Annotated in this window: 19 protein-coding genes; 9 read left to right on the plus strand and 10 right to left on the minus strand. The window is 65.8% G+C overall.

Annotation, left to right across the window (positions count from 1 at the left end; all coding sequences use genetic code 11):
* Positions 1-4: 4 nt before the first annotated feature.
* The 5 genes from B6V75_RS05955 to B6V75_RS05975 all read right to left on the minus strand — a co-directional run bounded on the left by B6V75_RS05955 (position 5) and on the right by B6V75_RS05975 (position 5,287).
* Positions 5-1,606, minus strand: a complete 1,602-nt coding sequence (locus B6V75_RS05955) for an APC family permease (RefSeq protein WP_088719020.1) — start codon at positions 1,604-1,606, stop codon at positions 5-7.
* A gap of 119 nt (positions 1,607-1,725) precedes the next feature.
* Complete coding sequence (locus tag B6V75_RS05960; protein ID WP_075776087.1) at positions 1,726-3,141, minus strand: aldehyde dehydrogenase family protein; 1,416 nt, start codon at positions 3,139-3,141, stop codon at positions 1,726-1,728.
* A 61-nt stretch (positions 3,142-3,202) separates the two neighbouring features.
* Positions 3,203-3,988 (minus strand): metal ABC transporter permease, encoded by a 786-nt coding sequence (locus tag B6V75_RS05965; RefSeq protein WP_088719021.1) that lies wholly within the window; start codon positions 3,986-3,988, stop codon positions 3,203-3,205.
* Complete coding sequence (locus tag B6V75_RS05970; protein WP_088719022.1) at positions 3,981-4,775, minus strand: metal ABC transporter ATP-binding protein; 795 nt, start codon at positions 4,773-4,775, stop codon at positions 3,981-3,983. The genes B6V75_RS05965 and B6V75_RS05970 overlap by 8 nt, the downstream gene beginning before the upstream one ends.
* On the minus strand, positions 4,772-5,287 hold the full coding sequence (locus tag B6V75_RS05975) for a Fur family transcriptional regulator (protein ID WP_088719023.1): 516 nt from the start codon (positions 5,285-5,287) through the stop codon (positions 4,772-4,774). Before B6V75_RS05975 ends, B6V75_RS05970 begins: the two co-directional genes overlap by 4 nt.
* Positions 5,288-5,372: 85 nt before the next feature.
* On the opposite strand from B6V75_RS05975, the gene B6V75_RS05980 reads away from it, so the two are divergent.
* The 3 genes from B6V75_RS05980 to B6V75_RS05990 are packed head-to-tail and all read left to right on the plus strand — an operon-like array spanning position 5,373 to position 7,686.
* Positions 5,373-6,323: a zinc ABC transporter substrate-binding protein gene (locus tag B6V75_RS05980; protein WP_088719024.1), complete on the plus strand. Its 951-nt coding sequence runs from the start codon at positions 5,373-5,375 to the stop codon at positions 6,321-6,323.
* A 32-nt stretch (positions 6,324-6,355) separates the two neighbouring features.
* A complete protein-coding gene (locus B6V75_RS05985; RefSeq protein WP_088719025.1) occupies positions 6,356-7,120 on the plus strand; it encodes a 2-dehydro-3-deoxygalactonokinase in 765 nt (254 codons plus the stop codon).
* 35 nt (positions 7,121-7,155) lie between these two features.
* Positions 7,156-7,686, plus strand: coding sequence for a MarR family transcriptional regulator (locus tag B6V75_RS05990; RefSeq protein WP_075776093.1), 531 nt, complete (start codon positions 7,156-7,158; stop codon positions 7,684-7,686).
* Between the two features lie 34 nt (positions 7,687-7,720).
* On the opposite strand, the gene B6V75_RS05995 is transcribed toward B6V75_RS05990, so the two are convergent.
* The gene (locus B6V75_RS05995; protein ID WP_075776094.1) at positions 7,721-9,364 is read right to left on the minus strand and encodes a CTP synthase; all 1,644 of its coding nucleotides are present in this window, start codon (positions 9,362-9,364) and stop codon (positions 7,721-7,723) included.
* A gap of 182 nt (positions 9,365-9,546) precedes the next feature.
* The gene (secG, locus tag B6V75_RS06000; protein WP_088719026.1) at positions 9,547-9,999 is read right to left on the minus strand and encodes a preprotein translocase subunit SecG; all 453 of its coding nucleotides are present in this window, start codon (positions 9,997-9,999) and stop codon (positions 9,547-9,549) included.
* A 292-nt stretch (positions 10,000-10,291) separates the two neighbouring features.
* Between secG and B6V75_RS06005 the strand changes: the two genes are divergently transcribed.
* Genes B6V75_RS06005 through B6V75_RS06015 form a run of 3 tightly spaced genes read left to right on the plus strand, consistent with a single transcriptional unit; the run spans position 10,292 to position 13,052 of the window.
* Complete coding sequence (locus tag B6V75_RS06005) at positions 10,292-11,587, plus strand: adenylosuccinate synthase (protein ID WP_075776096.1); 1,296 nt, start codon at positions 10,292-10,294, stop codon at positions 11,585-11,587.
* Positions 11,588-11,591: 4 nt separating this feature from the next.
* Positions 11,592-11,831 (plus strand): DUF2842 domain-containing protein, encoded by a 240-nt coding sequence (locus B6V75_RS06010; protein WP_075776097.1) that lies wholly within the window; start codon positions 11,592-11,594, stop codon positions 11,829-11,831.
* A 42-nt stretch (positions 11,832-11,873) separates the two neighbouring features.
* Positions 11,874-13,052: an amidohydrolase gene (locus B6V75_RS06015; protein ID WP_088719027.1), complete on the plus strand. Its 1,179-nt coding sequence runs from the start codon at positions 11,874-11,876 to the stop codon at positions 13,050-13,052.
* A gap of 55 nt (positions 13,053-13,107) precedes the next feature.
* Here the strand turns inward: B6V75_RS06015 and B6V75_RS06020 are convergent, their stop codons facing one another.
* Positions 13,108-15,867 carry a hypothetical protein gene (locus B6V75_RS06020; RefSeq protein WP_088719028.1) on the minus strand — a complete coding sequence of 920 codons (2,760 nt, stop codon included), beginning with the start codon at positions 15,865-15,867 and terminating at the stop codon, positions 13,108-13,110.
* A gap of 141 nt (positions 15,868-16,008) precedes the next feature.
* On the opposite strand from B6V75_RS06020, the gene B6V75_RS06025 reads away from it, so the two are divergent.
* Positions 16,009-16,662 (plus strand): thiamine diphosphokinase, encoded by a 654-nt coding sequence (locus tag B6V75_RS06025; protein ID WP_088719401.1) that lies wholly within the window; start codon positions 16,009-16,011, stop codon positions 16,660-16,662.
* A 6-nt stretch (positions 16,663-16,668) separates the two neighbouring features.
* Here the strand turns inward: B6V75_RS06025 and B6V75_RS06030 are convergent, their stop codons facing one another.
* Positions 16,669-17,619, minus strand: coding sequence for a LysR family transcriptional regulator (locus B6V75_RS06030; RefSeq protein ID WP_088719029.1), 951 nt, complete (start codon positions 17,617-17,619; stop codon positions 16,669-16,671).
* Between the two features lie 166 nt (positions 17,620-17,785).
* Here B6V75_RS06030 and B6V75_RS06035 point away from each other — a divergent pair, with 166 nt between their 5' ends.
* Both B6V75_RS06035 and B6V75_RS06040 read left to right on the plus strand, forming a co-directional pair.
* Positions 17,786-19,144, plus strand: a complete 1,359-nt coding sequence (locus B6V75_RS06035) for an aminotransferase (RefSeq protein ID WP_088719030.1) — start codon at positions 17,786-17,788, stop codon at positions 19,142-19,144.
* A 134-nt stretch (positions 19,145-19,278) separates the two neighbouring features.
* Positions 19,279-19,776, plus strand: a complete 498-nt coding sequence (locus B6V75_RS06040) for a hypothetical protein (RefSeq protein ID WP_075776102.1) — start codon at positions 19,279-19,281, stop codon at positions 19,774-19,776.
* 103 nt (positions 19,777-19,879) lie between these two features.
* Here the strand turns inward: B6V75_RS06040 and B6V75_RS06045 are convergent, their stop codons facing one another.
* The gene (locus tag B6V75_RS06045) at positions 19,880-21,259 is read right to left on the minus strand and encodes a DEAD/DEAH box helicase (protein ID WP_088719031.1); all 1,380 of its coding nucleotides are present in this window, start codon (positions 21,257-21,259) and stop codon (positions 19,880-19,882) included.
* Positions 21,260-21,433 lie beyond the last annotated feature (174 nt).

Raw genomic sequence — 21,433 nt, forward strand, 5'->3', positions numbered from 1 at the left:
CGGCTCAGTTGCCGCGCTGGATCCGCTCCATCAGCGCGCCGGTTTCTTCCGCCGGAAGTGCCGCGCGCAGCGCGAACCAGATCACGACCAGCGACCACACCGCGACGAGGGCCATCCCACCCCAGAAGTTCAGCACCCCCAGCGCGTGATCCGAAGTGCCGAGCGCGGTGATGATCCAGAGCCCGCCGAACCACAGCGCAAGCCAGCCGATATGGCGCCAGCCGAACTCGGAGGCGGATTTCTTCTGCACGGCGTGGAAGACGAGCGCGTAGATGGCGAAGCCCACGAGCAGCATCCCGAACAGGATCGAGTCGGTGTAGAACCCGGTCCAGTAGATCACGAGGTTCGAGGCAATGAAGGCCAGTGGTGCAAGGAACTCCGCCCCTTTCAGACGGAACGCACGCTCGGCATCGGGCTGCGAACGGCGCAGCACCATCAGCACGATCGGACCAAGGCCATAAGTCAGAACCGTGATCGAGCTGATATAGCCCACCAGCAATTGCCACGCCGGGAAGGGCAGCAGGAAGAAAACGCCCACGGCCCACATCACCGCAACCGCTAGCCACGGCACGCCGTGACGGGTGGTATGCGTCAGCGCGCTCGGCCCGCTATCGGTATCTCCCACGGCATAGAGGATGCGCGAGCCGCCAGTGACGTAGATCAGCCCCGTCCCGCCGGGCGAGATATAGGCGTCCACGTAGAGGAGCAGCGCCAGCCAGCCCATGCCGAGCGTCGCGGCGAGACCGGCGAAGGGACCCGCGGAACCTTTGAAGCTCAGAGACGACCAGCCATTCGCCAGATCGCCCTTCGAGAGGGCCATGATGAAGGCCACTTGCAGCAGGATATAGACGATCGCGGCAAGAATGACCGAGCCGATCACCGCCATCGGGATATTGCGGCCGGGATTGGCGCTCTCGCCGCCCAAGTCGATCGCCGTGCGGAAGCCGAGGAACGAGAACACGATCCCTGCGGCCGGAATCGCGGTGAACATGCCTTGCGCCTTGTAGGTGCCCGGAGCCGCATGCCAGACGCCCCAATGGGACGAAGCCGCGATCAGGCCGACCACGGTGATCAGAGGCACCGCGATCTTCCACCACGTCACCGTATTGTTAACCTTCAGCAGCGCCTTGATCGCCAGCAGGTTCAGCAACGCCAGAACGCTCAGGAGAAGCGCGGAGGTGATGAAGCCCACCAGCGTCAGCGTGCCCGTCCCGTCTCCGCGCAGAAAATAGGGCAGGTAATTGTTCGCATAGGTCACGATCCCCTCGGCCTCGACCGCAGGCACCGGCGCATAGCTGAGAAACAGCATCCAGCCCCAGAGCCTGCCCAAGGTCGCACCGTGGCTCGCGTGGCTCATATGGACCAGCGCGCCGGATTTGGAGAACATCGTGGAGAGTTCGGCGAAGCACAGCGCGATCAGCATGATGATCGCCGCCCCGACCACCCAGGACCAGACCGAGAGCGGCCCAGCGATTTTCGAGGCGTGATAGGCCCCGAAGAGCCAGCCCGAGCCGATCATCGATGTCGTGGAGGCGAAGAGCAGCCCGATGACCCCGGCGTCCCGCCGCAGCTTGCCTCCTCCCGCCATCGTTTCGGTTGATGCCATTGGTGAATCCCCTGTTTCTTATTGATCACAGGAGTTCAACTAGGGCGCGATCTCGCCAACCGGAGCGATTACACGGGCTTGTGGCGGAACGCGATCACGCGTGAAATCCGCAGTCAGCCTTAGCGCAGAAATTTCTGGGCGAGCTTCGCCATGCGTCCGCTGCGATAGGGCGGCATCAGCATCGCAAGCGGCGCGAAACGGTTCTCGAGCACGGGTTTGAGATGAGTGAATGCCTCGAAGCCCCAATGGCCATGCGCCGCACCCACGCCCGAATTGCCGATCCCGCCGAAGGGCAGGTTCTGGTGCAGGTAATGAACCAGCGCGACATTGATGCCCACCGCGCCGGAACTGGTTGCGCGGCGCAATCGGTCGATCAAGCCGCGGTCGCGCTCGAAGATGTAAAGGGCGAGCGGCTTCGGCCCGGCCTCGATCCGCGTCACCACATCCACCGCATCGTCGAAGGGAATGACCGGCAGGACGGGACCGAAAATCTCTTCCTGCTCGACCGTCATCGACGGATCGGTGCCCATCAGGACGGTCGGCGCGATATAGCGGCTCTGCGCCTCACCGGTTGCGCCGGTCAGCGCCTTTGCGCCCGCTGACTGCGCGCTCTCGATCATGCCCATGAGCCGGGCGAAATGATCCGGGTTGATGATCCGCGCGAGATCGCGCGTGGCCGCCTGCGCCTCTTCCGTCTTGCCATACATCCGCGCAATCGCGGCTTTCAGCTCGGCCAGGAACGGGGCTTCGATCTGCTTGGCGACATAGACGTGATCGGGGGCGATGCAGGTCTGACCGGCATTCGCGAACTTGCCCCAGGCGATCATCCGCGCGGCCTTTTTCAGGTCGGCGCCGGGGCCGACGATGACCGGGGATTTGCCGCCCAGCTCCAGCGTCACGGAGGTGAGATGCTTCGCCGCCGCCGCCATCACGATCTTGCCCACCCGCGGCGAGCCGGTGAAGAAAATATGATCGAAAGGTTGCTCTAGCAGTTCCTGACTGACCTCGACCCCGCCCTGCACCACACGCACGAGATCGGCAGGTAGCGCCTCGTCGACGATTTGCGCGATCACGGCGGCGCTGGCCGGGGCCAGCTCTGAGGGTTTGACGATCGCGGCACAGCCCGCCGCGATGGCCGAAACCAGCGGCCCGAGCGACAGCGCCAGCGGGTAGTTCCACGGCGCGATGATCAGCGCGGTGCCCTTCGGCTCCGGCACGATCCGCGCGCGGGTGCCCAACATCGCACGGGTCGGGCGCACCCGACGCACTTTCGTCCACGTTTTCAGATTGCGCAACGCGTGCGAAATCTCCGCCTGAACGGGCAGGATCTCGGTCAGGCGAATTTCGGCCTCGGGCTTGGCGAAATCCTCCGCCAGCGCGGCGAGGATCTCCGCCTCGCAATCATGGATCGCGCGCGAGAGCGCCTGCAGCGCCGCGCGCCGTTGCGCCGGATCGAAAGCCATGCGACGCTGCGGGTTGCCCGCCGCTAGGTCGACGAAAATCTGCGCCGGGGTCTTGAAACTGCGATGATCCATCGAGGCTCCTTTGTCGCGCATCTCACCGCGCGGGACGGGAATTGGCAAGCGGCAGCGCGGCTTAGCGCGCGCGACGCAGCGGCAGGGACAGCACGAAGAGCACAGCGGAGGCCGCCACGATCGTCGGACCCGCAGGCGTGTCGAACTGCAACGAGCCCCAAAGCCCGAGCAGCACCGAGGCGATCCCCACCCCGGTCGCGCCCGCCGCCATCGCCTCCGGCCCGCGCGCAAATTGCCGCGCCGTAGCCGCCGGGACGATCAGCAACGCCGCGATCAGAAGCGCACCGACGATCTTGATCGCCACCGCCACGGTCAGCGCCAGCGCGATGGTCAATGCCATCTGCTCCCGTCGCGGGTCGAGCCCGGAAGACATCGCCAGCTCGTCATTGATCGTCGCGGTCAGCAGCCCCTGCCAGCGCCATGCCAGAAGCGCTGCGACGACTGCGGCCCCACCCCAGACTACGGCCAGATCGCTGCGCGACACGGCGAGGATATCACCGAACAGCCAAGCCGACAGATCGACCCGCAGCCCCGATTGCAGCGACGCCGCGACGAGGCCGAAGGCGAGCGCGGAATGGGCGAGCACCCCCAAGAGCGTGTCCATCGCATGGCCGCGCCCCGAGAGCCGCGCGACGGTGAGCGCCATCGCCAGCGCCACGCCAAGCGTGCCGAGATAGACCGAGATGCCGAAGGCGAAGCTAAGTGCCACGCCGAGGATCGCCGCATGGGCGGTCGCATCGCCGAAATAGGCCATGCGCCGCCACACAACGAAAGAGCCCAGAGGCCCGGTCGCGAAAGTCAGGCCGATCCCGGCCAATGCCGCGCGGAAAAGAAAATCGTCAAACATGCGCCTGCCCGTGCGTTTGAGTGCCGTCCTTCGCCGCGTCGTCGGCGTGATCGTGGCTGCAGGTTGCGTGATCCGCATGTTCGCCATGATCGTGGCTGTGCTGATAGAGCGCGAAGGCCCCTTGCGTGCCCATCCCGAATAGCGCGCGATATTCCGGCGCCTCGGCCACCACCTTCGGCGTCCCCTGACAGCAGACATGGCCGTTGAGGCAGATCACCCTGTCCGAGGCCGACATCACGACGTGCAGATCGTGACTGACCATCAGCACCGCGCAGCCGGTTTCCTGACGGACCTCCTCGATCAGCTTGTAGAACCCCGCCGTGCCGGGCTGGTCGAGCCCCTGCGTCGGCTCGTCGAGGATCAGGATCTGCGGCTCGGACAGCAGGGCGCGCGCCAGAAGCACACGTTGAAACTGCCCGCCCGAGAGCCGCGAAATCTGCCGCCCACCGAGATGCGGAACGCCGGTGCGCTCCAAAGCGGCCTCGGCGCGGGCGTTCGAGACGCGCTTGGGCAGCGACAGGAACCGGCTCACGGTCAGCGGCAGGCTCGCATCGACATGCAGCTTTTGCGGGACGTAACCGATCCGCAGCCCGGCCTGACGGTTCACCTTGCCCCGCGCGGCACGCTCCAACCCAATCAGGGCGCGGATCAGCGTCGATTTCCCCGACCCGTTGGGCCCGACGACGGTAACGATCTCGCCGGAGGAAATCGTGAAGTCGACGCCGTGAAGCACCTCGACCTCGCCATGGCGCACGCTCAGACCCTGCGCCGTGATCAACTCGCTCATTGCGCCTCCTCGGCGGCGCAGTTGGGGCAGAGCCCCAGCGCCTCTACGGTGGCCCGCTCGACATGGAAATTCAACCGCTCGGCCGCGCCCTGCAACGCGTGACGCACCTCGTCGGCCCCTTCTTCGGGGCCGGCCTCGGCGACTTCGCCACAGTTGCGGCAGATCAGGAAAACCGGCGCATGTTTTTCGCCCGGGCTCATGCAGGCGGCGAAGGCGTTGAGGCGACGCACGCGATGCGCGAGACCGTGCTCGACAAGGAATTCCAGCGCGCGATAGGCGACGGGCGGCTGCTTGCCGTACCCATCCGCCGCGAGCCGGTCGAGCACTTCGTAGGCCCCCATAGCCCGATGTTCTTCCAGCAGTATTTCCAGTGCACGCTTACGCACAGGAGTCAGCCGCGCGCCCTTTTCGGCGGCGACAGCCTCGGCGCGCGCCAGCGTCGCGCCGGCGCATCGGCTGTGGTCATGCGGCGTGAAAGCCTTTGCGGAAGAGGTCGAAGAACCCACGAGCATGTTACCTTATCACATTTCTTCTTGACGAGTGATTTTATAACATACATTTTCCGCCCCTCAGATCAAGCTGGACAGGAGACATCAGATGCGCCCCACCCTTCCCGTTCTCGTGAGCGCCCTTGCCGCACTGCCCGCCCTCGCCCAAGCCGAGGTGCCCAGTGTCGTGACCGATGTTCCGCCGGTGCAGTCACTCGTCGCGCAGGTGATGGGCGATCTGGGGCAGCCGGAGGTTCTGCTCGGCCAGAATTCCGACGCGCATCACTATCAACTGAAGCCCAGCCAGGCGCGCGATCTGCAAGACGCGGACCTCGTCTTCTGGGTCGGCCCGCGGCTGACGCCGTGGCTCGAACGCGCGATCGACGGCGTGGGAGTGAAGGGCCAGTCGGTCGAATTGCTTCACGCGCCCGGCACGACCCTGCGCAGCTTCTCGGTGCCGGACCCGCATGATCACAGCGTCGACGCCGACGCGGATCACGCCGAGGCCGGGAATGGGGACCACGCCGAAGTCGACCAGATGACCGATCCGCATGCTTGGCTTGACCCCGACAATGCGAAGCTCTGGCTCGGTCTGATCGCCGAAGACCTCTCCAAGGCCGATCCCGAACATGCCGAGACTTACGCGGCCAACGCCGAAGCCGCGCAAGCGCGGATCGAGGCGCTCGACGCCAAGCTCAAGGCCGAGTTCGCGCCGATCGCGGACAAGCCTTTCCTCGTCTATCACGCGGCGTACGGCTATCTCGCCGATCATTACGGGCTGATCATCATGGGCGCGCTTTCCCCGAGCGATGCCTCCACCCCGGGGGCCGCCCATCTGGTGAGCCTGCGCGAAGAGGCGTCGGCCAAGGAAGCCGTCTGCGCCTTCCCGGAAGCGAACCACGACCCGAAAATGGTCGAAGTCCTCGTCGATGGGACGCCGGTGAGGCTCGGCAAATCGCTCGATCCTTCCGGCACCGCGCTGACCTATGGCCCCGGTCTCTATGAGGACCTGATGCAAGGAATGGCGGACACGATCACCGCCTGCCTGTCGCAGGGTTGATCCCGCACCACCTCCATGCGATCTGATGCGCCATGGCTGATTGGATCGCACTCACGGAAGAATTCGGGCGCTGGCGCGCCGCACATGTGTCGGACGGGGCGGTGACCGACCGCAAAACCGGGCCCGCCGCGCGCCCGCTCTTGCCTGAAGGGGCTGCTGCCATCGTAGCGACCTCCACTGCAGGCCCTGACCTTCGCGCGCTTCCCTGCACGCCTCGCCCCGACGGAGCGCTGCCGCTAACCGAGATCGGCGGGCAAAGCTACCCCGCCCTGCCCGGCCTCATCCAAGACAGCGACGGCACCGAGATCACGGCCCCCGAGGCCGCCCGAATCGCCGGTATCCTCGCAGGCATCCCGCAATTCGATGGCGTGATCTGGATTTGCGGCGCAAGCGCGATCTGGGCGCATATCTCGGCGGGCGAAGTCGTCAGCGCGATGCGCGCAGGCTCCGCCGCGATGCTGGCCGCGCTCGGCGCACCGCTCGAAGCCGGCGACGGGTTCGACGCAGCTCTCGCCGATACGCTTTCGCGCCCCGAACGCCTCGCCCGCGAATTGGCCCCGCTCAGCCTTGGACGCCACACCCCGCGCGCCGCCGGCGCCGTGCTGGGCGCGGAACTCGCCGCGGCGAAACCGTGGTGGCTGGGCCAGACCGTGCTGGCGCTGTCCTCCGCCTCCGCCCCCGGCTGGTCGGAAATTTGCGCCCGTGGCTTGCAAGCGCAGGGCGCGCAGGTCACTTTGGGCGACGGAGAGGCCGCGCTGATCGCGGGACTGTCCGCGGCGCGCCGGCCCGGCGCGTAACCCGGCGGCAGAGACAGGCGGCAGAGGATGAATGCATGAGTGATACCGAACTGCCCGAAGCCTTCGCCGAACTCGCCCCCCGTTTCGGATTTTCCCGCCCCGCCGGCCGCTGCCTCGGCGCGATCTGGCGCGCGGCTCAAGCGCCCTCGGCCGACGATTTGGTCGCGCAGCTTGGGTTGTCGCGCTCCAACGTCTCGACCGCGTTGAAGGAATTGCGCGATGCGGGCCTCGTGCAGGCGGCCCGGTCCCCTGGCTCGCGCAAGGATTACTTCGTCGCCCCGACCGAGCCGTGGGAACTGGCGCGGCTGATGCTGGCCGAGCGCGAACGTCGCGTGATCGGCCCCGCACGTGATCACCTATCCGCCCTGGAGGCCCGCAGCGCCGATCCGCGGGCGGCGGCCTTGTGTGAACTCCTCGACGCGGCCTCGGGCTATATACAGGCGCTGATCCGCCTCGATCCGACCGAACTGGCCCGGCATATCGACCCCGCACGCGGCGGCGGTCAGACCGGGAAACCCGCACCGAAAACCTCCAAGAAGAAAAAGAAAAAAGCCGCGCAGGGATAGGCGCGGCTTTCTCGATTTCAGGGGGAAGCCGGGATCACACCAACCGGCTCTGATCCAACGCGGCCTTGATGAAGCCCGCGAACAGCGGATGCGGAGCGAAGGGCTTCGATTTCAGCTCGGGATGGAACTGCACGCCGATGAACCACGGGTGATCCTTGTGCTCGACGATCTCGGGCAGGCGGCCATCGGGCGACATGCCGGAGAAGGTCATCCCGCATTTCTCCAACGGCTCGCGATACTTGATGTCGACCTCATAGCGGTGGCGGTGACGCTCCTCGATATCGGTCGCGCCATAGACCTCGGCGACCTTCGAGCCCTCCTTCAGCGCCGCCGTGTAGGCGCCCAGGCGCATGGTGCCGCCCTTGTCGTCGGTGACCTTGCGCTCGACCCTGTGGTTGCCCTGCACCCATTCCTTGAGGTGATAGACGACCGGGGTGAAGCGCTTCTTGCCCGCCTCGTGATCGAACTCTTCCGAGCCCGCATCATTGACGCCCGCGAGGTTCCGCGCGGCCTCGATGACGGCCATCTGCATACCCAGACAGATGCCCAGGTAAGGAACGCCCTTTTCGCGCGCGAATTGGGCGGCGCGGATCTTGCCCTCGGTGCCGCGCTCACCGAAGCCACCGGGCACAAGGATCGCGTGGTAGTTTTCCAGATAAGGTGCCGGATCTTCGTTCTCGAAAATCTCGGCGTCGATCCATTCGGCCTTCACGCGCACCCGGTTCGCCATCCCGCCATGGGTCAGCGCCTCGGCGATCGACTTGTAGGCGTCTTCGAGCTGAACGTATTTGCCCACGATCGCGACGCGCACCTCGCCCTCGGCATGATCGAGACGGTCCATCACGTCTTCCCAGCGGCTCAGCTCCGGCTTCGGCGCGGGAGAGATGCCGAACGCGTCCAGCACCGCCTGATCGAGACCGACGCGGTGATAGGCCAGCGGCGCCTCGTAGATCGACTTGAGATCGTAGGCGGGGATCACCGCCTCGGGGCGCACGTTACAGAACAGCGCGATCTTGCCGCGCTCCTTGTCGGGGATCGGCTGCTCCGAGCGGCAGACCAGCACGTCGGGCTGCAGGCCGATAGAGCGCAGTTCCTTGACCGAGTGCTGCGTCGGCTTGGTCTTCAGCTCGCCGGACGCCGCCAGATAGGGCAGCAGCGTGAGATGCATGAAGATCACCTGACCGCGCGGTCGGTCCTGGCTGAACTGACGGATCGCTTCGAAGAAGGGTAGACCTTCGATATCGCCCACCGTGCCGCCGATCTCGCACAGCATGAAATCGACCTCGTCATCGCCGACATCGAGGAAATCCTTGATCTCGTTGGTCACGTGCGGGATCACCTGAATCGTCTTGCCCAGATACTCCCCGCGGCGCTCCTTCTCGAGCACGTTGGTGTAGATCCGCCCCGAGGAGATCGAGTCGGTCTTGCGGGCCGACACCCCAGTGAATCGTTCGTAGTGACCAAGGTCGAGATCGGTCTCCGCCCCGTCATCGGTGACGAAAACCTCGCCATGCTCGAACGGGCTCATCGTGCCAGGATCAACGTTCAGATAGGGATCGAGCTTGCGCAGCCGAACCGAAAAGCCGCGTGCTTGCAGCAATGCCCCCAGGGCGGCGGATGCCAAACCCTTTCCGAGCGACGAGACGACGCCGCCGGTAATGAAGACATAACGTGCCATGAAGACCCCCGTGATCTGCGAAATTCGAATGGTTTCCCTGCCCCAAGCGGGCCAGGATCACGGGATTTAATGCTTACACGATTCGCGGCCTGCCCGCAACCAGACCGCAAGCTATTGAGTTTGGATAGGACGCACCCGCAAGTTTTTGTGGGTGCGAACCGATGGTTGACTGAAGTGACGGCTTAGTTGGCGGCGGGCGGCGTGACCGGACCGCTTTGCGTCTCCGTCGTGGTTTCGCCCGCGTTTCCGCCGCTCGAGGCGTCCGAACCGCTGGCAGGCGGCGGCATCACCACGTCGAGCGAGGGCGTCGAACCGGTCGTGTCATTGGCCGGCGCGGTATCCGCCGGCGCGCTTTGCTGGGGCGCAGCGGTGTCGACCACCGAGCCGGTGCCCGCTTTCTGCGCGGCCAGAACCGTCAGCGTCACCGAGGTCGCGAAGAAGCCGGCGGCCAGAACCCAGGTCACGCGGGTCAGCGCATTGGCGGCCTGCCGACCGGTCATCAACCCGCCTACGCCACCGCCGGAGCTGTTGGACGACCCCATGCCGAGACCACCCCCTTCGGAGCGTTGCAGGAGCACCACGCCAATCAGCAGCAGCGCGAGGATCAGGTGGATCGAGAGAACGACGTTTTCCATGAACGGGTCCGGGCCTTCTTTCTTGCGACGCGCCTATCTAGGCGGATGAGGCTGAGGGCGCAAGGCCGCATAGGCGGATTTTCGGCTTTCGCGGGGTCAAATCGGCCCACGCCCGGCCTACACGCGCGCTTTGACTTTCGTATTGGCCCAAATATCCCCGCCGGAGGCTCCTGCGCTGCCCGCCTGCGCGAGGCGTATGGATAGAGCGATCGCCTCGCGCAAATGCGGTCTTTCGCCCCGCGCGCTCAGCCGCTATACCTCGCGCGGTTTTACACCTGCCAAGGAGAGAGCAATGGCCAATGTCGTCGTCGTCGGCGCCCAATGGGGTGACGAGGGGAAAGGCAAGATCGTGGACTGGCTCAGCGAGCGCGCGGACGTGATCGCGCGGTTTCAGGGCGGTCATAACGCGGGCCATACGCTCGTGATCGACGGCAAGGTATACAAGCTCAACGCACTGCCTTCGGGCGTGGTGCGGGGCGGCAAACTCTCGGTGATCGGCAACGGCGTCGTGCTCGACCCGTTCCACCTGCTCGCCGAGATCGAGAAGATCCGCGACCAGGGGGTGGAGATCACCCCCGAGACGCTGATGATCGCGGAGAATACCCCGCTGATCCTGCCGATTCACGGCGAGCTCGACCGCGCCCGCGAGGAAGCGGCCTCGAAAGGCACCAAGATCGGCACCACCGGCCGCGGTATCGGCCCGGCCTACGAAGACAAGGTGGGTCGCCGTTCGGTCCGCGTGGCCGATCTCGCCGATGACGCGACGCTGGAGGCCCGCGTCGACCGCGCGCTGCAGCACCACGATCCGTTGCGCAAGGGGCTCGGTATCGAAGCGATCGACCGCGACGCGCTGATCGCCAAGCTCAAGGAAGTCGCCCCCGAGATCCTTAAATACGCGGCCCCCGTCTGGAAAGTGCTCAACGAGCAGCGCAAGCAGGGCAAGCGTATCCTCTTCGAAGGCGCCCAGGGCTCGCTGTTGGATATCGACTTCGGCACTTACCCCTTCGTGACTTCGTCGAACGTGGTTGCAGGTCAGGCTGCGGCCGGCACCGGCATGGGTCCGGGCGCGATCGATTTCGTGCTCGGGATCGTCAAGGCCTACACCACCCGTGTAGGCGAAGGCCCCTTCCCGACCGAGCTGGACGACGAGGACGGCAACCGCCTCGGCACGCGCGGCCATGAATTCGGCACCGTCACCGGACGCAAGCGTCGCTGCGGCTGGTTCGACGCGGCCCTAGTGCGTCAGACCTGCGCGATCTCGGGCGTGAACGGCATCGCGCTGACCAAGCTCGACGTGCTCGACGGGTTCGAAACGATCAAAATCTGCACCGGCTACGAACTCGATGGCGAGAAGCTCGACTATCTGCCAACCGCCGCGGAAGAACAAAAGCGCTGCATCCCCGTCTATGAAGAGATCGAAGGCTGGGCCGAATCGACCGAAGGCGCGCGCAGCTGGGCCGATCTTCCGGCCGCCGCGATCAAATATGTTCGCCGGATCGAGGAGCTGATCGACTGCCCGGTCGCGATGCTTTCGACCTCGCCCGAGCGCGACGACACGATCCTCGTGACCGACCCCTTCGCGGATTGATCCAATGGCGCTGAGCTACAAGGCCCGTCGCCGCCTCTCGCTTCTGGCCCTCGTCGTGGGGTTGCCCGCCTATGTCGTCGTCGCCGTCACGGTGGTGAACTGGGCGGGCGCGCGCTGGGGACGGCTGCCGATCTGGGCGGAGTTCTGCGTCTATGTCGTGCTCGGCGTGCTTTGGATCGCGCCGCTCAAGCCGATCTTCAAAGGTGTCGGCAAGGACGATCCGGATGATCCACCGCGCGAGTGACACCCTCTGGCGGGCGCGCCGGAAAACGGGCAGGTTAGTCTCATGACCAGCGCGCCTTTCCCCCTCCCGCCCGACAGCCTAACCAATTCCGACATCACGGAATTGACCGCGTGGCGGCACCGTCTGCATCAGGATCCCGAGCTTTCGGGCGAGGAACGCGACACCGCCGCGCGGGTCGTCGCGATGCTGCTGCCAACCGCACCCGACCGGACGCTGACCGAGCTTGGCGGGCACGGGGTCGCCGCAATCTACGACGGCGCGGAGCCCGGACCCACAATCCTGTTGCGCTGCGAACTGGACGCGCTGCCGATCCATGAGACCGGCGCCCCGCCCTACCGCTCCAACTTTCCCGGCAAAGGGCATCTGTGCGGCCATGACGGGCATATGGCGATTCTCGCGGGAGTCGCACGCTGGCTGTCGCGCAATCGTCCCGCCCGTGGCCGCGCGGTCTTGCTGTTCCAACCGGCCGAAGAGACCGGCGCAGGGGCTGCAGCCGTGATTGCCGATCCGCGCTTTGTCGAGATCGCGCCCGACCTGTCCTTCGCCTTGCACAACATGCCGGGTGTCCCTCTCGGAACGGCGGCGCTGCAGGACGGGGTAATGAACTGCGCCTCGCGCGGCATGAAGATCACGCTCACCGGCTGGACCGCTCATGCTTCGTTACCAGAAAGCGGTCGCTCCCCTGCCCCGGCACTGGCCCGGCTGCTGACCGATCTAACGGCGCTCGGCAACGCGTTGCACCAAAGCGATCCCGATTTCGCGCGCGTCACCGTCACCCATGCGCGGCTCGGTGAGCCTGCCTTCGGCGTCGCCCCCGGCGCGGCGGAGCTTTGGGCGACCCTGCGCACCCAGCGCGATGCGGGGATGGCGGGGCTCGTCGACAAGGCCGAGGCGATGGTGCGTGACGCCGCCGATGCGCTCGGGCTGGAGCGCGAGATCACCTATCATGATATCTTTCGCCATTGCGAAAACGCCCCCGAAGCGAATGGCATCCTGCGGGGGGCGCTTCAGGCCGAGGGGATCGAGACCACCGAGACCGATCTACCGATGCGCGCCTCCGAGGATTTCGGTCGTTTTGCCGATCACGGACCCGCGGCGATGGCGCTTCTGGGCGCAGGCGACCGCCCGGCCCTGCACAATCCCGATTACGACTTTCCCGACGAGCTGATCGCCCCCGGCGCGCGCGTGCTGATCCAATGCCTGCGCGCACGGCTCTATTGATCCAATAAGAAAGGGCGGCCCCGAAGGACCGCCCTTTTCTGATCTTTCGCCGGGGTTACTGCCCCGAGGCCATCTTCGCCTCGTCCCAGTAGCGCGAGGCTTCGGTAATCGCGTATTGGCCGCGCTTCACCTTGGTGATCTTGCCCTGACGCAGCAGACGCCCGAAGACACGCATCCGCTCCTCGCGCGGCACATCAACCGCATCGTCCATGAAAGACAGCTTGCGCATGATCTGCGGCGGCGAGAAATGCGGACGCCCTTCGACGGCCGAGGTATAGGCCGCAGCGGCTTCCAGCAGGTCGGAGAGACCCTGCGTACCAAGGCTTTCGGCGAATTCGGCGAAGCTCGTCGCCTGCTCGGGGTTCATCGGCATGGCTTCGGCCTCGTCCGCTCCGCCAGCGGCGAACTGACTTGCCGAGACACGGCGCGGGCGGATCGCGGCGGCGGGCTGAGGCGCGGGCTGCTCATCGGCGGCTTCTTCTTCCGCATCGACGCGCTGTTCCGAGACCAGCACCAGCGGCGCCGGTCGCATCGGTTCGGGGCGACGCGAGCCCGTCTCGCCCGAGCTGACCGGGCGACGCGGGCGCACGGCTTGGGTCAGGTCGGCACGATAGGGCTCGGACCCGTCCTCGTCCTCGACGCCGCCTTTCGCGGTGTCCTGCCCCTTGGCCAGACGATCCGCGACGGTCGCAGCCACGGCGGCCTTGAGATGCGCGATCGCGGAGAAGCGGCGGCGCGTCTCGACACCTTCGGCCTGCTTGTCGGCCTCGGCGAGGAGGCGATCCATCTCCGCCTCGCGGTCGGTCTCTCTTTCGGAAAGCGACGCGACCTCGCGCGCGGCGAGCTCGGTCGGGGCCTGCGCTTCTTCCGTGTCTTCCGCGTCTGCGGTCCCGGTGGCTTCGGTTTCTTCCGATGCCTCGGCTTCTTCCGATGCCTCGGCAGCGAAAGTGTCGGCGCGGGTATCTTCCTCCGCTTCCGCCATGGCGTCATCTTCCGACATCGCCTCGACCTCGGCTTCCTCGGCCTCGATGATCGTGTTGCCCAGAACCAGCACGTCCTGCGCGTCGAGCGACGCGGTCTCCATGTGTGCCTCAGGCGTTTCCGCCTCGGGCGCCTCGGCCTCGTCCTGCGTCAGAACCAGCGGGGCGTCGACCGACTCGTCTTCCAGTTCGGACAGGTCGATTTCCGGCATCGCGTCGTCTTCGGCCACTTCGCCCTGCGCGACGGCCTCTTGCGGAGCCTCGTCGTCGGTCTCGATCTCGGACCCGGTGAAGAGGTTCTCCATCTGCAGTGCCGCGAGCTCGCGCATGAGATCGGCTTCGGCTTCCGGCGACAGGCCGCCAGGCACACGGCTGCCGTGATCGGCATCGTCCCGGACGCGTGGCTGCTCTGCCTTCGGCGCCGGGCCTGCCTCCGACGAGGCGTCGCCCAGTTCCGCAGCCAGTCGCGCGGCGAGGTCGTCATCCTCGGCTTCTGCTTCCAGCTCTGCCTCGGTTTCCACCTCCTGCTCGGCCTCTGCGGCGACTTCAGGCTGTTCTTGCGCCGCATCGGCCTCGGCTTCGACCTGCGCCTCGGCCGGGGTCGCCTGATCTTCCTGGACTTCGGCGGTGGCACCGTCTTCGGTCTGCTCCGAACCCTCGTCAGTAGCGGCCGATGCTGCTTCCGCAGACTCGATGGTTTCGCGGCGGCGCACCTTGATCACGCGGGCACGCAAGCGCGGCGTGGCGGGTGCGTCGACCGGCGTTTCGGTGTCGAGGGTGACATCTGCCGAGGCCGCCTCGGCGCTGTCCTCGGATTGATCGGCGTCGGTCTCTTCGGTCGCGCCGAGTTCGTCCGCAGCGGCCTTGAGCGCCGCGATGCGTTTGGCACGCTTGGCCGAACGGCGCGCGCGGCGGGTCGCCTGACGGCGCTGCATCTGATCGTCGCTCGTGTTGAAGTCCGTGTCGGCTTCCTCGTCTTCGTCTTCGTCCGCGTCAGCCTCATCCTGCTCGGCGACGGGCTCTTCGGCTTCAGCCGCTTCGATGTCTTCCGCGGCCTGTTCGAGCGCGACCTCTGCCGCTTCTTCTGCAACGTCTTCTTCGGGCATCTCGGCGTCGGGCTGCGAAGGCTCGGAGGCTTCGGGTTCGATTTCCTCGGCGCTCAGCGGGCCGGAGATGTCAAGGTCGTAGCCGAAATCCTCGGCTTCGCTCGACGGTTCAGCCTCGAAGCGGCCCAGAAGCGCCTCGGGGGCGGAAACGGGTTCGTCTTCCTCGGAGAAGCTGTCGGCCTGAACCTCGCGAGCACGGGCGACGGCTTCGCGGATACGCTGCAGCTTGGCGGCAACGGTTTCCGGCTGCGCGAAGCCTGCTTCGGGCTCGGCGTGCTGCGCCGCAACCTCGGCTTCGGGCTGCTCTGCGACCGGTTCGGGCGCTGCCACCGGCTCGGGCGTCTCGGCGACCTCCGGCTGCGCGGGCGTTTCGGCGGCAGGCGCGGCTTCTTGCGGCGCTTCCGACGTCACAAGCGGCTCTTCCTGAGCGGGCGCGGGCGCCTCGTCGGCTGGAGCCTCGCCACCCAGGAGCGTGTCTTGCTGGCGCAGCACGACGCCGTTTTCCTGAATTTTTGCCTCGACCCGGCGCTGAATCTCCCGCTCCGCGATACGGTGAAGCATCTCCGCATCGGGTTGGGGCGGCTCTGCGCCGAAATACCGGTCGTCGGCGGCCAGATCGCGGAAATACTCCGCAATCGCCTTCATCGTGTTGAAAGGCTCGTCAAATCCTTCCAAGGTGCACGAAAAGGTGCCGTAGGATACGGTCAGGATCTTGCTCGCACCAACCATGGACCACTCGCTTTCTATTGGACCTCAATGCGTCGACATTCTTGTCCAACTGGTTCTTTCGCGTGGACGAAAGAAGGCATTTGAAAGGTTTTTTACCGGTCTCGATTGTCTTTCTTTGCCACAATCGTCATCAATCAATCCATGATTAGCAGTATTGTCCATTCGTCAACCGGGGTTTCGCTTCTCGGCGCCGGCGCGATCAAACAGGCGGATGTTGACGAAGCGTTGACAATCGCCCCCTGCCTCGTGGCCGCCGATGGTGGCGGAGATCGCGCGCTGGCGATGGGCCTGACCCCGAAAGCGGTGATCGGCGATCTGGATTCTCTGTCGGATGCGGCACGGGCATCGCTGGGCCCACGCGTCCATCAGGTGGCCGAGCAGGACAGCACCGATTTCGCGAAATCCCTGCAACGGATCGAGGCACCGTTCATCCTCGCGCTCGGTTTCACGGGGATGCGGCTGGATCACACGCTGGCCGCGATGACCGACCTGATCCGCACGCCGCATCGGGTGGTGATGCTTGCTGAGGAGGAGGTGATCTTCCGCTGCCCTCCGTCGCTCTCGCTCGATCTGGCGGAAGGCACGCGCGTATCACTGTTTCCTTTCGGCGAGGTAAAGGCGCGCTCGGAAGGGCTCTATTGGCCGCTCGACGGGATCGGCTTTACCCCCGCCGAGCGGGTCGGCACCTCGAACCGCGCGACGGGCTCCGTGAGGATCGTGATGGACGGCCCGGCACTGATGATGCTGCCGCGCGAGGAATTCGCTGCCGCGCTGGCCGGTTTGGGGATCGGCTGAGCCGCCCTAGCCCGCCTCGACCCGCAACGTCTCCTCCAGCCACGGCGCTTCCGCCAGAGCCGGTTCGACCACGCGTTCTTGCAGCAGCGTCCGCAGTCGGCCCGCCACTTTCGCAGGCCAATCCGCCATCATCCCGTCGCGCGCCGCCAGCACGATCCGCCGGGTCAAAGGCGGCCCGTCGAGCGGCGAGAGCGCCAGCCCCGCGCGCGGCGCGTGGCGCACTGCCGAGGGCGTGAGGATCGTCCAACCCCGCCCTGCCGCGACCAGCGCAAGGATCGCTGGGTAGCTGTCGAGTTCCAGTTGATGCGGCGGCGCCTTGCCCGTTTGCGCGAGATGCGCGGCGATCTGTCGGCCCATCAGCGTGCGCTGGGAATAGTGGATCAGCGGCAGCGGCGGATCGCTCTGCGCAGGCGCATCGGCGGGATGGATGGCGAGGAACGGTTCCGTCAGAAGCGGATGCAGCTCGATCCCGTCGAGCGCGGCGCCCTGCGGCTCGGCGGCGACGGCGACATCCAGACCGCGCGCTTCGAGCTTCGACAGCAGGCGGTGGCTCGGCCCGGTTTCCAGCTCGAACCGGCAGGTGCTGAGCTCATCCGCCATCCCCGCCAGCAGGAGCGGCGTCACCTCGGCCTCGAAATCCTCGATCATGCCCAGCCGGAAACTCGTGAGCCCCGCCGGATCGGCTTGGCCCACCCCGGCGCGGCCCCGCGCCAATTCGTCCAACATCGCCTCGGCATGAGGCAGGAAAGCCCGCCCGGCAGCCGTCAGCGCGAACGGCCGGGCCGAACGGTCCACAAGCTCCGCGCCCAAAGCGCTTTCCAGACCTGCGAGTTGCTGGCTGACCGCCGAGGCCGAAACGCCGAGGCGGCGCGCGGCGGCGGTAGTCGCGCCTTCCTCTGCAGTGGCCACGAAGACCTCGACCGCCCAGAGGCTGATGCGGGGATGGGCGGCGGGCATGGGAGGCTCCGTGATCGGGGAGGCGATAAGTCTTGCCGCGCAGACTGCCCTGCCCCGCCCCGGTACGCAAGCCGCGCGCAACCATGGGACATCGTAGAGCATTGACGCCGACCGCGCCGCGGATAGCCTCGCTTCCATCCATCGCCCATCCCGGAGGAGTCGCGAGATGAAAGACCAAAGCTGGCAGGCCCGCGCCGATGCGCATAGCTTCTACGGTTTCACCGATCTGCCCACGATCCACGATCGCGGCGCGGTCGTCGTGACCCATGGCGAGGGGCCGTACATCTTCGACACCGAGGGGCGGAAATATCTCGATGCGAATTCCGGGCTCTGGAACATGGTCGCCGGGTTCGACCATCCCGGGCTGATCGCGGCGGCGCAGGCGCAATATGCGCGCTTCCCGGGCTATCACGCGTTCTTCGGGCGGATGTCGGACCAGACGGTGATGCTGTCCGAGAAGCTGATCGAGGTCTCGCCTTTCGGCGACGGCAAGGTGTTCTGCACCAATTCCGGCTCCGAGGCGAATGACACGATGGTCAAGATGCTGTGGTTCCTGCACGCCGCCGAGGGCAAGCCGCAGAAGCGCAAGATCCTGACCCGCAAGAACGCCTATCACGGGGTCACGGCGGTCTCGGCCTCGATGACGGGCAAGCCCTATAATTCGGTCTTCGGCCTGCCGCTGCCGGGGTTTCTGCATCTCACCTGCCCGCATTACTGGCGCGAAGGGCAACCCGGCGAGACGGAGGAGCAATTCACCCAGCGCCTCGCGAACGAGCTGGAAGCGACGATCATCAAGGAAGGCGCGGACACGATCGCGGGCTTCTTCGCGGAGCCGGTGATGGGCGCGGGCGGGGTGATCACGCCGCCGAAGGGCTATTTCCAGGCGGTCGCGAAGATTCTCAAGAAATACGACATCCCGCTGATCTCGGACGAGGTGATCTGCGGCTTCGGGCGCACCGGCAACACATGGGGCTGCGAAACCTATGACTTCCAGCCCGACGCGATAATCTCGTCGAAAAACCTCACCGCTGGGTTCTTCCCGATGGGTGCGGTGATCCTCGGCCCGGAACTGTCAGCCCGCCTGCAAGCCGCCTCCGAGGCGATCGAGGAATTCCCCCACGGATTCACCGCTTCGGGCCACCCGGTCGGTTGCGCGATCGCATTAAAAGCGATCGACGTGGTGATGAACGAGGGGCTGGCCGAGAATGTCCGCCGCCTGAGCCCGCGACTGGAAGAGGGCCTCGCCCAGATCGCGCAAAACCCCAATATCGGCGAACTTCGCGGTGTGGGCTATATGTGGGCGCTGGAGGCGGTGAAGGATCGCGAGAGCAAGACCCCGTTCGACGGGTCGCTCTCGGCCTCGGAACGCATCGCCAATGCCTGCACCGATCAGGGGCTGATCTGCCGACCCTTGGGGCAATCGGTGGTGCTGTGTCCGCCGTTCATCCTGACCGAGCCGCAGATGGACGAGATGTTTGAGAAGCTGGAGACGGCGCTGAAGAAGGTGTTCGCCGAGGTGGGGTGAGCCTCCAAGCCGCGAGAACACCAGTTCTCCCGTTAGGCGCCCCGGCACATAACTCGGCGCAACTAACTAAAATTATCCTATCATTACCTTGCCCTTATGGGGCGAGGTAGATTGCGTTGGTCGGAGGAACGCGCATGAGCCGTCTTCTCAGAGTACTTTCCTGCGCCGCCCTGATTGCTCTCGGTGCGCTCTCGCCATCCCACGCCGCCGATAGCATCGGCAATGTCGGGAAGTGGAGCGTTTTCGAAGAGAGAAACGGAACCATCAAGACCTGCTGGGTCGCGACCGCGAATGATCGGCGCATTCTGCTGAATGGCTCGCTTCTCTACGTCGCGGTTACGAAGCATTCGGGGAGGCAACCGGAGGTGTCCGTTTATGCCGACCGACGGCTGCCGCGCTCTGGCGGAATGACCATCACCATCGGGCAGAGCAAATTCCGTCTGCGTTCGACCGGACAATATGCCTGGGTGGATGAACGGACCGACAAGCTTGCGATCAACGCGCTAAAACGAGTCGAGGCGGCAGGCGGGAAGGCGAATTTCTACGTTTCCATTCCGAAAGTGGGCGTTTTCGATTTTTCTGCAAACGGCTTCGCCGCGGCGTTGGACATCACATTGAAGCGATGCAGGTGAAGGCAGTGGATGCGTTTCGGTTGGATCGTTCGGACGCGCCTCACATAGACCGGACGGTCGAACTGAAACGGGCCGCATCTTGCGATGCGGCCCGGTGTCAATTTCATGCGGCGCCTGCGTTGCGCCGACGCGGGCGACGCCGCTTCGGCGTAGCGTTGCCGCCGGCGTCGACCTTGGGCTTGGCTTCCGCGCGCGGTTTCGAGCGCGCTTGGGCCTGAGCTTGACCCTGGCCTTGCCCCTGCCCCTGCGGTTTACCCTGGGGCTTGCCGCCGCGACCCTTGTTGCCGCCGGAGCGCGGACCACCGCGACCGCGGCCACGACCTGCGCGCGCGGAGGGGCGCACGGCCTCGGACGGGCGTTCGCCGCTCGCGGTCGGGATCTCGATCTTCATCAGCTTTTCGATCTGCAGGAAGTTATCCGCCTCGTCCGGCGAGCAGAAGGCAATCGCCTCGCCCTCGCGACCGGCGCGCGCGGTGCGCCCGATACGGTGGACATAGGCATCCGGCACGTCCGGCAGGTCGAAGTTCACGACATAGGACACGCCCGGAATGTCGATCCCGCGCGCGGCCACATCGGTCGCGACCAGCACGTTGACCTTGCCATCGCGGAAGCCCTTGATCGCGCGGTCACGCTGGCCTTGCGATTTGTTGCCGTGGATCGATTCCGCGTTGTAGCCGTCTGCGCGGAGGCTCTTCATCAGCTTTTCCGCGCCATGCTTGGTGCGGGCGAAGACGAGCGTCAGCGCGCCCATGTCGGCCGAGAGAATATCGCGCAGCTTGCGGGCCTTCTCGGCCTTGCTGTCGAGGAAGTGCACCGATTGGGTGATCTTGTCGGCGGCCTTGCCGGGGGGCGAGACCTGCACACGCTTCGGATCGGTGAGGTAGGCCTGCGAGATCTCCTCCATCTGCTTCGGCATCGTGGCCGAGAACAGCAGCGTCTGGCGCGGGGTGCCAAGGCGCGATGCGATCTTGCGAAGCGCGTGGATGAAACCGAGGTCGAGCATCTGGTCGGCCTCGTCGAGCACCAGATGGCGGGTGTAGCGCAGGTCGACCGCGCCGCGATCCATAAGGTCGATCAGACGGCCCGGGGTCGCGACGAGAATGTCGTTGCCGCGATGCATCATGGTGATCTGACGGTTGATCGACTGGCCGCCGACGACGGTGGCGACATTCATCTTGGTACCCTGAACGAGCCCCGAGAGGTTGTCGGCGATCTGGTTCACCAGTTCGCGGGTCGGCGCGAGGATCAGCGCCTTGCAGGTCTTGGGCGAAGGTTTGCCCGGCTGCGCCATCAGTTTGTCGATGAGCGGCAGGCCGAATGCCAGCGTCTTGCCGGTGCCGGTCTGGGCGAGGCCCAGCACGTCATGGCCTGCAAGAACCAGCGGGATCGCCTTTTCCTGGATCGGGGTCGGCTGGGTGAATTTTGCGCGTGCGAGCGACTTGAGAATGGCCGGGGAGAGCCCCAGCGAAGAGAAATCGGACAATGCCTATCCTTTATGGCCGAGGCTCCCACGCGGGGATGCGCACGGCGATCAGCCCGGACGGGAGTGTCCGGAGCGCAGGTTGACGCAGACCTCGGGACAGGCGGGCTAGTCCCGCGTGGTCCGGTCTCGCGTGTCAGAACCCTGCGTGAATGGGAACTCGGGAGGTATCGCCGG

The sequence above is a fragment of the Thioclava sp. F1Mire-8 genome (assembly GCF_002213165.1).
Classification (GTDB): Bacteria; Pseudomonadota; Alphaproteobacteria; order Rhodobacterales; family Rhodobacteraceae; genus Thioclava; species Thioclava nitratireducens.

Bases quoted from the DNA above. Each gene is read 5' to 3' on its own strand.
- B6V75_RS05955 (WP_088719020.1), bottom strand. From the start codon at position 1,606: ATGGCATCAACCGAAACGATGGCGGGAGGAGGCAAGCTGCGGCGGGAC.
- B6V75_RS05960 (WP_075776087.1), bottom strand. From the start codon at position 3,141: ATGGATCATCGCAGTTTCAAGACCCCGGCGCAGATTTTCGTCGACCTA.
- B6V75_RS05965 (WP_088719021.1), bottom strand. From the start codon at position 3,988: ATGTTTGACGATTTTCTTTTCCGCGCGGCATTGGCCGGGATCGGCCTG.
- B6V75_RS05970 (WP_088719022.1), bottom strand. From the start codon at position 4,775: ATGAGCGAGTTGATCACGGCGCAGGGTCTGAGCGTGCGCCATGGCGAG.
- B6V75_RS05975 (WP_088719023.1), bottom strand. From the start codon at position 5,287: ATGCTCGTGGGTTCTTCGACCTCTTCCGCAAAGGCTTTCACGCCGCAT.
- B6V75_RS05980 (WP_088719024.1), top strand. From the start codon at position 5,373: ATGCGCCCCACCCTTCCCGTTCTCGTGAGCGCCCTTGCCGCACTGCCC.
- B6V75_RS05985 (WP_088719025.1), top strand. From the start codon at position 6,356: ATGGCTGATTGGATCGCACTCACGGAAGAATTCGGGCGCTGGCGCGCC.
- B6V75_RS05990 (WP_075776093.1), top strand. From the start codon at position 7,156: ATGAGTGATACCGAACTGCCCGAAGCCTTCGCCGAACTCGCCCCCCGT.
- B6V75_RS05995 (WP_075776094.1), bottom strand. From the start codon at position 9,364: ATGGCACGTTATGTCTTCATTACCGGCGGCGTCGTCTCGTCGCTCGGA.
- secG (WP_088719026.1), bottom strand. From the start codon at position 9,999: ATGGAAAACGTCGTTCTCTCGATCCACCTGATCCTCGCGCTGCTGCTG.
- B6V75_RS06005 (WP_075776096.1), top strand. From the start codon at position 10,292: ATGGCCAATGTCGTCGTCGTCGGCGCCCAATGGGGTGACGAGGGGAAA.
- B6V75_RS06010 (WP_075776097.1), top strand. From the start codon at position 11,592: ATGGCGCTGAGCTACAAGGCCCGTCGCCGCCTCTCGCTTCTGGCCCTC.
- B6V75_RS06015 (WP_088719027.1), top strand. From the start codon at position 11,874: ATGACCAGCGCGCCTTTCCCCCTCCCGCCCGACAGCCTAACCAATTCC.
- B6V75_RS06020 (WP_088719028.1), bottom strand. From the start codon at position 15,867: ATGGTTGGTGCGAGCAAGATCCTGACCGTATCCTACGGCACCTTTTCG.
- B6V75_RS06025 (WP_088719401.1), top strand. From the start codon at position 16,009: ATGATTAGCAGTATTGTCCATTCGTCAACCGGGGTTTCGCTTCTCGGC.
- B6V75_RS06030 (WP_088719029.1), bottom strand. From the start codon at position 17,619: ATGCCCGCCGCCCATCCCCGCATCAGCCTCTGGGCGGTCGAGGTCTTC.
- B6V75_RS06035 (WP_088719030.1), top strand. From the start codon at position 17,786: ATGAAAGACCAAAGCTGGCAGGCCCGCGCCGATGCGCATAGCTTCTAC.
- B6V75_RS06040 (WP_075776102.1), top strand. From the start codon at position 19,279: ATGAGCCGTCTTCTCAGAGTACTTTCCTGCGCCGCCCTGATTGCTCTC.